General features: G+C 71.6%; 10 protein-coding genes and 2 pseudogenes. 6 read left to right on the top strand and 6 right to left on the bottom strand.

Translation table 11 applies throughout. The features are described from left to right. Positions 1 to 225: 225 nt before the first annotated feature. Positions 226 to 882, top strand: a complete 657-nt coding sequence (locus tag AX769_RS19755) for a hypothetical protein (RefSeq protein WP_066282513.1) — start codon at positions 226 to 228, stop codon at positions 880 to 882. Continuing rightward, positions 879 to 1,136 (top strand): hypothetical protein, encoded by a 258-nt coding sequence (locus AX769_RS19750; RefSeq protein WP_066282509.1) that lies wholly within the window; start codon positions 879 to 881, stop codon positions 1,134 to 1,136. Before AX769_RS19755 ends, AX769_RS19750 begins: the two co-directional genes overlap by 4 nt. Before the next feature lie 85 nt (positions 1,137 to 1,221). Here AX769_RS19750 and AX769_RS19745 read toward each other — a convergent pair whose 3' ends face one another. Then, entirely contained in the window at positions 1,222 to 1,872 is a 651-nt protein-coding gene (locus tag AX769_RS19745) for a TetR/AcrR family transcriptional regulator (protein WP_066282507.1), read from the bottom strand. 91 nt (positions 1,873 to 1,963) lie between these two features. On the opposite strand from AX769_RS19745, the gene AX769_RS19740 reads away from it, so the two are divergent. From AX769_RS19740 to AX769_RS25790, 3 genes and pseudogenes are all read left to right on the top strand, one after another. Then, the gene (locus AX769_RS19740) at positions 1,964 to 3,436 is read left to right on the top strand and encodes a DHA2 family efflux MFS transporter permease subunit (RefSeq protein ID WP_239451863.1); all 1,473 of its coding nucleotides are present in this window, start codon (positions 1,964 to 1,966) and stop codon (positions 3,434 to 3,436) included. 235 nt (positions 3,437 to 3,671) lie between these two features. Next, positions 3,672 to 3,887 (top strand): annotated as a pseudogene (locus AX769_RS26135) (hypothetical protein); the annotation flags it as partial. A 74-nt stretch (positions 3,888 to 3,961) separates the two neighbouring features. After that, on the top strand, positions 3,962 to 4,093 hold the full coding sequence (locus tag AX769_RS25790; RefSeq protein WP_255359407.1) for a hypothetical protein: 132 nt from the start codon (positions 3,962 to 3,964) through the stop codon (positions 4,091 to 4,093). Positions 4,094 to 4,288: 195 nt separating this feature from the next. On the opposite strand, the gene AX769_RS19730 is transcribed toward AX769_RS25790, so the two are convergent. From AX769_RS19730 to AX769_RS19710, 5 genes and pseudogenes are all read right to left on the bottom strand, one after another. After that, positions 4,289 to 5,590 (bottom strand): M1 family metallopeptidase, encoded by a 1,302-nt coding sequence (locus AX769_RS19730; protein WP_066282500.1) that lies wholly within the window; start codon positions 5,588 to 5,590, stop codon positions 4,289 to 4,291. Positions 5,591 to 5,594: 4 nt separating this feature from the next. Further along, positions 5,595 to 9,582 (bottom strand): annotated as a pseudogene (locus AX769_RS19725) (Pls/PosA family non-ribosomal peptide synthetase). A gap of 121 nt (positions 9,583 to 9,703) precedes the next feature. Further along, a complete protein-coding gene (locus AX769_RS19720) occupies positions 9,704 to 10,015 on the bottom strand; it encodes a hypothetical protein (RefSeq protein WP_066282498.1) in 312 nt (103 codons plus the stop codon). A 4-nt stretch (positions 10,016 to 10,019) separates the two neighbouring features. Continuing rightward, entirely contained in the window at positions 10,020 to 11,186 is a 1,167-nt protein-coding gene (locus AX769_RS19715) for an inorganic phosphate transporter (protein WP_066282495.1), read from the bottom strand. Between the two features lie 77 nt (positions 11,187 to 11,263). Then, positions 11,264 to 11,878 (bottom strand): 4'-phosphopantetheinyl transferase superfamily protein, encoded by a 615-nt coding sequence (locus AX769_RS19710; RefSeq protein WP_066282492.1) that lies wholly within the window; start codon positions 11,876 to 11,878, stop codon positions 11,264 to 11,266. A 94-nt stretch (positions 11,879 to 11,972) separates the two neighbouring features. Between AX769_RS19710 and AX769_RS19705 the strand changes: the two genes are divergently transcribed. Continuing rightward, the gene (locus tag AX769_RS19705) at positions 11,973 to 12,578 is read left to right on the top strand and encodes a DUF6518 family protein (protein WP_066284083.1); all 606 of its coding nucleotides are present in this window, start codon (positions 11,973 to 11,975) and stop codon (positions 12,576 to 12,578) included. Positions 12,579 to 12,581 lie beyond the last annotated feature (3 nt).

Here is a 12,581-nt window from a genome sequence, read left to right as displayed (position 1 = left end):
GGCGTCTTTCTGCATTTCACACTCCTGATTTGACACGTGCGTGTCAAGCTCGGAATACTCCTCAGCGAGGTGGAACCTCCCGTCTGGGGGTTCCACCTCGGCCCTCTGCAGCGGCAACTGCGAGGGCGTCCCGAGCGCGGAAGCGCCGTGCTCGAAAATCAGGAGAACTGAAATGCAAAACAATTCTCCGCGGACACGCGGGCGTCCCGGATCCTGTTGGCCGTCATGGTGGTTCTCGGCGCCGGGACGGCCGTCATCTCGTCCCAGTCCGACCCGACCCTCAGTGACTTCCTCGGCGCCGCCGTCCTCCCGCTCCCGCTCTTGCTGCCGATCATCGCGATCCTGCTCGTGACCGGCGACTGGACTCAGCGCGGGGCGATGACGACCTTCGCGCTCGTTCCTCGCAGATCGATCGTGCTGGCTGCCCGGGCTCTCGCCGCGATGATCGTGGTGGTCGCAACGATGGTGGTGCTCACCGTGCTTTCGGCTGTGGCCTTCCTGCTCGTCCACCCGCAGAATCTGCCGCGCACAGACTGGAGCGATCTGCGAGAGACGCTGTGGTCGATCCTGGCGATCTCGTTGGCTGCGGCACTGTCCGGGGTCGCCATGGGTTCGCTCCTCCTCATCACGCCACTGGCGATCGTCGTGACGATGATCGTGCCCATCACGTACGAGCTCGCCATCGGCGCACGTTTCCCCGGCATCGCCCCGTGGGTGTCGAGCCTCGCGTTCAGCACCTGGCTGGCCGACCCGCAGTGGTCATGGCTCGCCTCGAGCGACACGACGACGGGGTTGGGGCCGGCCCTCTGCTCTCTCGCGCTCTGGACAGCGCTCCCGCTGAGCGTCGGCTGGTTCCGGCAGCTCCGCAAGGAGGTGGCTTGAGCGATCCCGTCGAGGCTCCCCGCCGCCGCCTCGACGCGATCCGGTTACGGTCTGCCTCGGCTGTCCTGCTTGCTCTGGTCTCGCTCGGCCTCACGCTCGCCGGCGTGAAGCTCTCGCTGCTTCCCATCGTCGTCGGGATCGGGCAGATCACCCACGGCGCCGAGGTCCGCGAGCGGAGCGAGCCTCCGCTCGCCTTCCTCCTGATGGTTCCGATCGGCATTGCGATCGCGGCGATCCTGCTGCATCGCGGCTGAAAGGGGTGACTGGCCGCGGCACCTCCCGGCGGCCACCGGCACCTCGCCGAGGCGCGGTGCCGGGCGTCGCGCGAAGGCGCGACGCTTAGCGGGCGGCGGCGGCGGCGGTCGCGGCGCCCGCTGCGGAGGCGGGGCCGGCGGCCTCGATCACGACGGCGCACTTCTCGCCGAACGCGACCTGCATGAGCTCGTCGGCGTCGCGATCCTGGCCGTAGACGCTCGGCAGCTCGATGCCGAGCAGGACGCTGAGCAGCATGCCGCCGCCCAAGAACTGGTCGATCTGCTCGGGCGAGAAGCCGGCCTCGTCGCGCAGCAGCCGGTAGATGCCGACGAAGCCCTCGCGAGCGGCCGCCCCGATCACGGGATCGTTGCCCGAGACGAACGCGTGCAGCAGGGTGCGGTGCACACCCTCCTTCTGCACGAGGTCGACGAACGCCCCACCGAGCCGCTTCTCGCGGCTCGTGCCGTCACCCGGGTCGGGGAGGGCTGCCCGGAAGGCGTCGAAGAGCATCGCGAGGGCACGGTGCACGACCTCCAAGAAGAGCTTCTCTTTCGAGCCGAACATCCGCACGACGTACGGCTGGCTGATGCCCGCGGCCCCCGCTACCTGGTCGGTGGTGGTGCCGTGGTAGCCGCGCTCGCCGAAGACGGCCGTGGCCGCATCGAGGATCTGCTCTCGCCGTTCGGCCGCTGAGAGGCGCGGGGTCGAGGCCGAAGGCACTACTGCGGAATCCATGCTTGACAGGTTATCAGTTGATTACTTAGTGTCTAGTAATCATCCGATTACAACCGTGATCCGGATCCCAGAACTCGAATGGAGCCGTGCCGTGCCGACTGCAACCACCGCCCGTCGCATCCCCGTCTGGCTGGCCATCACGGCCGCCAGCCTGCCCATGTTCATGGCCACCCTCGACAACCTCGTGGTCACGAGCGCCCTCCCCGTCATCCACGAGAAGCTCGGATCGACCGTCGAGAGCCTGCAGTGGATCACCAACGCCTACACGCTCTCGTTCGCAGCCCTCATGCTGCTCGCCGTGAGCCTCGGCGACAGGATCGGCAGGCGTCACCTCTTCATCGCCGGTCTCGTCGTCTTCACCGGGGCGTCCGCGTTCGCCGCTCTCAGCACCACGACCGCGGCCCTCATCACGGCTCGCGCCCTCGAAGGCGCCGGAGCCGCGGCGATCATGCCGCTCTCGCTCACCCTGCTCGTCGGATCCGTGGGCACGAAGGCCCGCCCCCTCGCCATCGGCGTCTGGGGCGGCGTCTCGGGCCTCGGCGTCGCGCTCGGCCCGTTGATCGGCGGCGCGGTCGTCGAGGGCTGGAGCTGGGAGTCGATCTTCTGGCTCAACGTCCCCGTCGGAATCATCGCGATCCCGCTGGCGCTGTTCGCCCTGCCGAACAGCCTCGGCGAGCGCGTGCGGGCCGACCTCCTCGGCGTCCTGCTGGCCGGTCTCGGCATCCTGGGCATCGTCTTCGGGATCGTGCGCGGCAACGACGCGGGCTGGTCGAGCGCGCAGGTGCTCGTCGCGCTCATCGGCGGCGCCGTGCTGATCGGCCTGTTCATCTGGCGTGAGTCGCGAGTGGCTTCGCCTCTGCTGCCGCTGCGGCTCTTCCGCGACCGCAGCTTCACCCTCGCGAACCTCGTCGCCATGACGTTCAGCTTCGGGGCGTTCGGGTCGGTGTTCATCCTGATCCAGTTCTTGCAGGTGGTTCAGGGCAAGACGCCGCTCGAGGCGGGCGTCGCGACGATGCCGTGGACTCTTGCGCCGATGGTCATCGCCCCGCTGACCGGCTTCATCGCGCCGCGCGTCGGCACCCGCCTGCTGATCGTCTCGGGCATGGTGCTGCTCTCGGGCGGCCTCTTCGAGATCGCTTTGACGATGTCGGCCGGTGTGGGCTACCTGACGCTGCTGCCCGGATTCCTGCTTGCGGGCATCGGCATGGGGCTCGTCTTCGCGCCGCTGTCGACCGCGGTGCTCGTCAACATGAAGCAGGACGACCAGGCCAAGGCCTCCGGTACCAACTCCACCCTGCGCGAGATCGGCGTCGCCCTCGGCATCGCCGTGCTGACCGCGGTCTTCACGGGGGCCGGCGGGCAGCTGACGCCGACCGGCTACGTGTCGGCTGCGGCGCCGGCCGTGCTGGTGGGGGCGAGCGTGCTGCTCGCGTCGGCGCTGTTGGCGCTGCTGCTGCCCTCGGGCATCGTTCGTGGTCGCCGCTCGGGGGCCGACGGCGACGCTGCTGCTGCTGCCGCTGGCCTCGCCGCCGAGTCGCCCCTCGAGCCCGTGACCGCCGGCTGACCCGCGTCGCGCGCCAGCCCTTACCTTTTCGGCACGTCCTCCCCGTCACGACGCAGAGGACGTGCCGAAAAGGTAAGGGTGGGGAGGGGCCGGGCGGCACAATGGGAAGGTGAGCACCACCGACCCGAACACGTCAGACCCGAACACGTCAGACCCGAGCACTACCGACCCGACCGCCCTGACCACCCTCCACGTCGAGTGGGACGACCCGCGGGCCGTCGCCCTCCGCGAGGCGATGGACGTCGAGATGACCGCCCGCTACGCCGACAAAGACGTCTTGCAGACCGTCGAGGCTCAGGATCGCCGGGCCGCGGCTTTGGCGGTCGACCCGGCTTCGGTGCTCGACACGATCCTCATCGTCGACACCGACGGCACGCCACTCGCCCACGCGGCCGTCCGCGACCTGCGCGGCGAGTGGGAGATGAAGCGCGTGATCGTCGTCGACGGCCAGCGCGGCCGGGGCATCGGCGCGAAGCTCATGGCCGAGCTCGACGAGTCGGCCAGGCGCGGGGAGCGAGCCGCATCATGCTGCAGACCGGCGACCGCCAGCCCGACGCCGTGCGCCTCTACGAGCGCTTCGGCTACACGCCGATCCCGGTCTACGAGCCCTACGTCGAAGCGATCCCGTTCTCGCTCTGCTACGAGAAGCGCCTGTAGCGGTCGCCGCCGCTTCAGCACGGGTCGCGAAATCGCGACGGATCCGGCCGCCGGTCGCGAAATCGCGACCGATCCGGCCGCCGGTCGCGAAATCGCGACAAGAGGCACTGGGCGGTCGCGATTTCGGGCACGACGAGCAACGAGGGACGGGCAACGAGGGACGGGCAACGGGCGACGTGCACCCGCGCCGAACACCTACCGCCCGACGGCAGGCAGCTCGGGCAGCGGCGTTCGATCGAGCCACGCGTCGAAGAGGTCGCCGAGTGGCCGACCGGCCATGCGTGACGCATGCATCACGAAGTCCTCGGTCGTCGCGACCCCGTGCCGGTGCACTTCCGTCCACGACCGCAGCGTCTCGAAGAACGCCGTGTCGCCGACAGTGAGCCGGAGCGCCTGCAGCGTGAGCGCCCCGCGCTTGTAGACCCGGTCGTCGAACATCGAGCGGGGCCCAGGATCCCCGAGAACGATCTCCTGCCCGAGTTTCGCCAGTCGAGCTCGCGTCTCGGCGGCGAGGCGGGAGGCTGTCGCCCCGCCCGAACACTCCGACCAGAGCCACTCCGAGTAGCACGCGAAGCCCTCGTTGAGCCAGATGTCGCGCCACGTCGAGACGCCGACGCTGTTGCCGAACCACTGGTGCGCCAGCTCGTGCGCGACCAGCCTGGTCGCCGAGCCGTGGCCGTCGGCGTGGTTCGCCCCGAAGATCGCCATGCCCTGCGCCTCGAGGGGGATCTCGAGGTCGTCGTCGGTGACGACGACGGTGTACGCGGCGAACGGGTACGGGCCGAAGGCGTCGACGAAGCAGGCCATCATCTCGGGCAGGTCGCCGAAGTCGTGGCCGATGCGCGAGCGCAGCTTGGGCGGCCCGGCGAGGACGCCGGGGACGGCGCCGAGGCTGACCGGCACCAGCTCGTAGCGGCCGATCTGCACCGTGGCGAGGTAGGTCGAGGTGGGTTCGGGCTGATCGAAGTGCCAGGTCGTGCGGCCCGAGCGAGTGCTGCGTGACCCTGCCTCGCCGTTGGCGACCACCGTGTACCCCTCTTCGACGCTGACGGCGATGCGATACGAGGCCTTGTCGCCCGGGTCGTCGTTGCACGGGAACCAGGTGGGCGCGCCCGACGGCTGCGACGCGACGATCACGCCATCGGTCAGTTCTTCCCAGCCGACGGTGCCCCAGGTGCTGTTGCGGGGCGCGGGCGACCCGGCGTAGTCGACGGTGACCACGAACTCCTCCCCGGCCGGAATCGGCGCGGCCGGTGTGATCGAGAGCTTGGTCGCCGACTGCGAGAAGCGGCTGGCCTTCGTGCCGTCGACCCGCACCTTCGAGGCGCGAAGGCGCACCAGGTCGAGCGAGAATCGTGGCAGGTCGGCGGTGGCGAGCAGGGTGATGACGGCGGTGGCGTCGAGCCGGTTCGTCGCGACCCGGTAGCTCAGGTCGAGGTCGTACGAGAGCGTCGAGTAGCCGTCGTTGCCGGGGTCCGGCAGATAAGCAACAGCCACGGGGTCAGGCGTTCGCGGTGGCGTGGTAGTCGGCGAAGCGCACCTCGCGCCACGGGCCGATGGGGTTGCCCGACCAGCGGCTGCCGGTGGGCACGCCCTCGCCGCGCATGACGAGCGAGGCGGGCCCGACCGTCGCGTGCGCGCCGAGCCGGGCGGCGGGCAGCACGACGCTGTGGGGGCCGAGCGTCGAACCGGGGTCGAGGGTGACGGTGTCCATGCTCATGATTCGATCATGAAAGAGGTGGGTTTGCACGACGCAGCCCCGGTTGACGGTGCTGCCGTCCCCCAAGTGCACCAGGTCGGCTTCGGGCAGCCAGTAGCTGTCGGTCCAGACTCCGCGGCCGATGGAGGCGCCGAGCGAGCGAAGCCACCACACCAGCGCGGGGGTGCCGGCGGCCGGCTGCGCGAAGAAGGGCGCCGCGCACATCTCGACGAAGACGTCGGCGACTTCGCTGCGCCAGACGAAACTCGACCAGAGCGGCTTCTCAGCCACTCGTATCCTGCCGACCAGAGCCCACTTCGCCGCCGTCGCGACGGCGGCCGAGACAGCGCCCACCGCGAGCATGACGGGCCCGGAGAGCAGGATCGCCCAGCCCGGACCGAGCCACGCCACGAGCCCCCAGAGGGCGAAGACGAGCGTCAGCCCGATGAGGCAGGCGACGAGCACCGGCACGGCACGGCCGAGTTCCCAGAGGATGCGGGCGGCCCGGATGCGGGCGGGCGGGCGGAAGGTGCGGGCCTCGTCAGTCACGGCGACCGTGCGTCGCAACCGCACCGCGGGGGAGCCGAGCCACGACGACCCCGCCTTCGACTTGCGCGGGGCGGCGCTGAGCACGGCGACCAGACCGTCGCGTGGCACCTTGTGGCCGGGGCCGGTCATGCCCGAGTTGCCGAGGAAGGCGCGCTGGCCGATCTCGGCCTCGGCGACCCGCAGGTAGCCGCCGCCGAGCTCGTAGGAGGCGACCATGGTGTCGTCGGCGAGGAAGGCGCCGTCGCGGATCGTCGTCATCGCGGGCAGCAGCAGCACCGTCGACGCCTCGACGTCGTGGCCGACCTTCGCCCCGAGCAGGCGCAGCCAGACCGGGGTGAACAGGCTCGAATAGATCGGGAAGAGGAAGGTGCGGGCGAGATCGAGCAGGCGCTCGGTGCTCCACACCTGCCAGCCGACGCGCGAGCGCACGGCGAAGGTGCCCTCGCGCACACCCAGGCCGAGGAGGCGCACGAAGAGCACGACGAGCACTGCTGCCGTGACGCCGGCCAGCAGCGCCGCGGGCACGAACAGGGCGAGAGCGCGGAGGTACGCGTCGCCGAGCGCAAGGGCGCCCCGGAGGCCCAGCGCGATCACGGCGGCGCCACCCGCCAGTGACGCGATGGGCAGCAGCGAGAGCACCACCGACGAGACGCCGTACGCGGCGAGCCACGCCCGGTGGGAGCCCGGTCGCGAGGCGGGCCACCAGGTGCGGTTCTTGCCCACCCGCGCCGCCGGCGATCCTGCCCACTCCTGGCCGGACGGCACGCGGCCGAAGACGGCGGAGCCGGGCGCGACCGAGGCGTTCTTGCCGATCCTGGTGCCGGGCAGAAGCGTCGACCGCATGCCGACGGTCGAGCCGGCACCGATGCGGATCGCGCCGATGCGCACGACGTCGCCGTCGATCCAGTAGCCCGACAGGTCGACCTCGGGCTCGATCGAGGCGCCGCGGCCGATGCGCAGCATGCCGGTGACCGGCGGCAGGGCGTGCAGGTCGACGTCGGGGGCGATGCGGGCCCGAGGGCGCGAGCGTAATAGCTGACCCACGGGGCGCCGGCGAGACCCACGGCCCCGATCTGGTGAGCGACCTGCTCGGCGAGCCAGAGGCGCAGGTGCACGCCGCCTCCGCGCGGGTGGTCGCCCGCCTTCACGCCGGCGAGCAGTGCCCGGGCGAACACGACCGAGATCGCCATGCGGCCGAACGGGGTGACGAAGACGGCCAGCAGGATCACGAGGAGCCAGCCGTTCACGGCAGGCAGGGCATCGAAGGCGTGCGACGCGTGCCCGCCCGCCGCCCAGCGCACCAGCCCCGACGCGGTCAGCGCGTAGGTCAGCCAGCGCACACCGCTCAGGATGTGCAGCGGCAGGCCGAGCAGCGTCTGCAGCCACTGCATCCGCAGCGGGGTGGGGAGGAGCGGTGGTAGTCGTCGTTCGGCACGGCAGCGGTGCCGACGCGCGCCTCGAGGGCGTCCGACATGGCTCCGAGCCGCGGGTGCGAGTAGATCTCGGCGACGGTGAACTCGGGGTCGCGCTCGCGGATGCGGGCGACGAGCTGGGCCGCGGCGAGCGACCCGCCGCCGAGGTCGAAGAAGTTCGCGTCGGCGTCGTCGACCGGGAGGCCGAGCACCGCCTGCCAGTCGGCCGCGAGGATCAGCTCGTCGGGCCTCATCGCGCTGTCCTCGGGCCCGACCGAGGTGGGCGGCAACGGCCACGGCAGCGAGTCGCGGTCGATCTTGCCGCTCGTCTTGGTGGGCAGGTCGCCCTCGACGAGGGCGAGGAGCGGCACGAGGGCTGCCGGCAGCTCTTCGCGGAGGCGGGTGAGGGCGCCGCCGCGGTCGAACTGCGTGGCATCCTGCACCGCGAGGTAGCCCACGATGATCTGGTTGCCGGCGTCGGTCTTCCGCACGGCGGCCGCTGCCCCGCCGACGCCCTCGAGACCGAGGAGGGCGGCTTCGATCTCGCCCAGCTCGATGCGGCGACCGCCGACCTTGACCTGGTCGTCGGCGCGGCCCTGGAAGACGAGACCGGAGTGCTCGAAACGCACGAGGTCGCCCGAGCGGTAGGCGCGCTGCCAGCCGAGGCCTTCGTGGGGCGCGTACTTCTCGGCGTCCTTGGCCGGGTCGAGATAGCGTGCCAGGCCGACGCCACCGATGATCAGCTCGCCGACCTCGCCCTCGCCGACCGGCAGGCCGGTCGTCACGTCGACGACGGCGGCGTCCCAGCCGTCGAGCGGGAGGCCGATGCGCACGAGCTCGCCGGGCGCGACGAGCGAGCCGGTCGTGACCACGGTCGCCTCGGTGGGGCCGTAGGTGTTCCACACCTCGCGGCCGTCGCCGGTGACGCGCTCGACGATCTCGGGCGGCAGGGCCTCGCCGCCGAAGATCAGCAGGCGCACGCTCTCGAGAGCCTCGGTCGGCCAGAGCCCCGCGAGCGTCGGCACGGTCGAGACCACGGTGATGTCGTGCAGCACGAGCCACGGCCCGAGGTCGGCGCCGCTGCGCACGAGGCTGCGCGGCGCCGGCACGAGGCACGCGCCCGACCGCCAGGCGAGCCACATCTCTTCGCAGGAGGCGTCGAACGCGACGCTCAGACCGGCGAGGACGCGATCGCCGGGGCCGAGCGGATCGATTCCGGGGCTGCGGAGGAACAGGCCCGCCTCGGCATCGGCGAAGGCCGCGGCCGAGCGGTGGCTCGCGGCGACGCCCTTCGGCGTGCCCGTCGAGCCGGAGGTGAAGATGATCCAGGCGTCGTCGTCGGGTGACGGGGCCACCGGCAGCGCAGCGCGGGCGTCGGTCGCGCGGCTCGGGTGCGGGGCGACGGCCTGGAAGATCGGTGTCTCGGTGCCGTCGTCGGCCCGATAGAGCCCACGGGCCCCGACGATGCCGACGACCTGCGCCTCGCCGAAGACGAGGGCGGCGCGCTCCTCGGGGTCGTCGGCGTCGACCGGCACGTAGGCGGCGCCGGCGGTCAGGACGGCCAGGATGGCGATGTAGAGCCACCGGTCGCCCGACGGCATCCGCACGCCGACCCTGTCTCCCCGCGCGACGCCCGCTGCCGAGAGCGCCGAGGCGGCGGCCCGCACGCGCACGGCCAGCTCGCGATAGCTCAGAGCGCCGTCCTCGTCCTCCAGCGCCGAGGCTTCGGGGAAGGCCTCGACCGTCGAGCGGAGCACGTCGACCAGCGTGCGCTCGGGCGGTGTGCGTTCGGAGCCGAGGAGGAGACCCGGAGGGAGGGGATCGGTCATCGAGGCGTGCTTTCGGGCGGGAGGCGGGGTGGCGCTGCGCGGCGTGCGCCTGCACCCTATCGGGCCCGGGTGACTCGCCGGTCGACCGGGTGTCTCGGGTTCGTCACCGGTCGAAGATTCGTCACTGGTGGAACAGCGGGATCACCAGATAGATGCCGTAGAGCACTGCGGCGCCCCCGATCGCGACGCAGAGATACCCCACGGCCGTCGCGGCGACGGGTCGACGGGTGATCGCACCCGAGGCCGCCAGGTCGCCTCCGTCGTCGGGCGAGCCGATCGACAGCAGCCGCAGGCCGATCGAGAAGATCACGACGATGCCGACCGTCGCGACGAGGGTGACGATGCAGACCTCGGCGATCGACGACCAGTTGACGCCGAGGAAGCCCGTGACGGGCGCGGGGGCCGCAGCTGCGGCGAGGAGGAGTGTGCTCATGGGTTCAGCCCTTCACAGTGGCGGCGGCAGCGCCGACCGGGCGGCCGGTCGCGGTGGTCGAGTCGTCGTTGACGTTCTCGCGGCTGACGGGGTGGCGCCGTGCGAGCAGCACGAAGGTCGCGCCGCCGACGACCCCCAGCACGACGACTACCACGAGGCCGATGGGGCCGGTGCCGGCGAGCAGGGCGGCGACGCCGCCGACGAGAGCTGCGGCCGGCAGCGTGACGATCCAGCCGACGGCGATCCTCGAGACCGTGTTCCAGTGCACCGACGCGAGCCGCTTGCCGACCCCGGCGCCGACCACGGCGCCCGAGGTGATCTGCGTCGTCGAGAGCGGGAAGCCGAGGTTCGACGAGATCAGCAGGGTCGCGGCCGAGCTGGTCTCGGCGGCGAAGCCCTGGGGCGACTCGACGTCGGTGATGTTCTTGCCGACGGTGCGCATGATGCGCCAGCCGCCCGTGTACGTGCCGGTGGCGATCGCCAGACCGCAGATCAGGATCACCCAGATCTGCGGGCCGGTGTTCGCCGTCTGGTAGCCCGCGACGATGAGGGTCAGCGTGACGACGCCCATCGTCTTCTGCGCGTCGTTCGTGCCGTGCGCGAGCGAGACGAGCGAGGCCGAGACGGTCTGCGCGTGGCGGAAGCCGCGCTTCGCACCGTGCACCTCGGCGAGCTTGGTGATCCGGTAGGCCGCGTAGGTCGCGATGAGCGCCACCGCGCCGGCGATGAAGGGCGACAGGATCGCGGGCAGCACGATCTTCGAGATCACCCCGCCGAAGTCGACGGCGCTGACGCCCGACCCGATGATGGCGGCACCGATCAGGCCGCCGAACAGCGCGTGCGTCGAGCTCGACGGCAGCCCCAGCCACCAGGTTCCGAGGTTCCAGATGACCGCGCCGACGAGGCCGGCGAAGATGAGGACGGGCGTGATGTGCGGCAGGCCCTTGGTGTTCTCGGTCAGGATGCCCGATGAGACCGTCTTGGCGACCTGCGTCGACAGGAATGCGCCGACGAGGTTGAGCACGGCCGAGATCAGCACGGCGACGCGCGGCTTCAGGGCACCGGTCGCGACCGAGGTGGCCATCGCGTTGGCGGTGTCGTGGAAGCCGTTGGTGAAATCGAATATCAGGGCGATGGCGATGACCATCAGGACGACGACGAGGATGCTCATTCCGGGTTGCTCCAGACTTCGTGGAGGCTCCGGCGACGGCACCGGAGCGGATTGGCCGCCACGGTACGAGCGCGGGGTTAACTCGACGTGAACCCCGAAGAGTCGTCGGCCACCGCCATGGCGCCGACGAGGCCGCTCGGCAGGCCGTCGAGGTCGCGCAGGATGCCACGGGCGAGCGCCTGATCGGCCCGCACCTCGGTCATCGGCCGGGTCAGCCCCGCGCCGGTGGCCTTCAGCAGCGCCTCCTTGCGCACCCACGTGCGCAAGAGGCCCAGGGGGCCCGGGGGCAGCGGCTCTCCCGGCGTGACGACGTCGGCGTGGAGCGGGGCCAGCCGCGTGGCATCCTGCGCCTGTTCGATGTCGACCCCGCAGGGCTCCTCGGCCAGGGCGATCGCCGCCCAGCGGCCGCTACGGCTGAGGCTGAAGTGCGCACCGCGCGTGACCGGTTTGCCGTGCGCTTCGCCGCACGCGAGGCAGGGCGCCCGCAGGATCTCGACGTCGACTGCGGCCACGCCGGTCGCGTCGCCCAGCACCCGCCGCAGCTCGACGTGCGCGGTGACGTACCGCCGCCGGTCGGTCGCGTCGCGCAGCCGGGCCGCGCGCTCCCGCTCGGCGGTGTCGAGCGTGGTGCTGTCGCCGCCCGGGGCCGTGTCGAGATCGACGACCCGCACCCGCACGTCGCTCAGCGCCATGCCTCGACGCTAGCGGCACGACGCGACCACGGGATGACCCATGCCGTCCTCTCGACCGATGACCGGCGGATCCTGCGCCCGTAGCGTGGACGCCGTGACCCCCGCTCCGACCACGGCGACTCGCCGCACCCTTGCTCGCAACGAGCCGAGGCGGACGTCCGTGCCGCGCGCCGTCGCGGCGACGGCCGTGGTGCTCGTCGGGTCGGTGCTGGTCGGCGGGCTGTCGAGCCTCGGCCAGGAGTACCTGCCGCACTGGGTGAGCTCGCTCGCCAACTCGGTCGGCGGCTGGAGCATGTTCGCCTTCCTGCTGGTCTGGCTGTCGCGCGCCCGGCCGGTGCTGGCCGCCGTGCTGGGGGCCCTCGCGTTCGAGGCGATGGTCGAGGCCTACGCCGAGGTCAGCCTCTGGCGGGGGTTCTTCTACGCCGCGCCGTTCTCGTCGCTCTGGTCGCTGGTCGGCCTGCTCGCCGGGCCGGTGCTCGGCGTCGCGGCGAGTCTCGTGCGGTACGGCCGAGGGCGCTGGCCGCTCGCCGGCGTCGCCGTGCTCAGCGCCGTGCTGATGCTCGAAGGCGGTCACGGTCTCGTGACGCTGCTCAGCTCGACGAGCCCCGTCTACTGGACGATCGAGGTCGTCGCGGGTGCGGTGTTCCTCGCCGCGGCCCTGCTGCGCGGGCGGGCTCCCGACCGCGCACGGCGCGCCTGACAC

Origin of the sequence: Frondihabitans sp. PAMC 28766 (genome assembly GCF_001577365.1) — a bacterium.
Classification (GTDB): Bacteria; Actinomycetota; Actinomycetes; order Actinomycetales; family Microbacteriaceae; genus Frondihabitans.
This window is presented reverse-complemented; position numbering and strand designations above follow the sequence as displayed.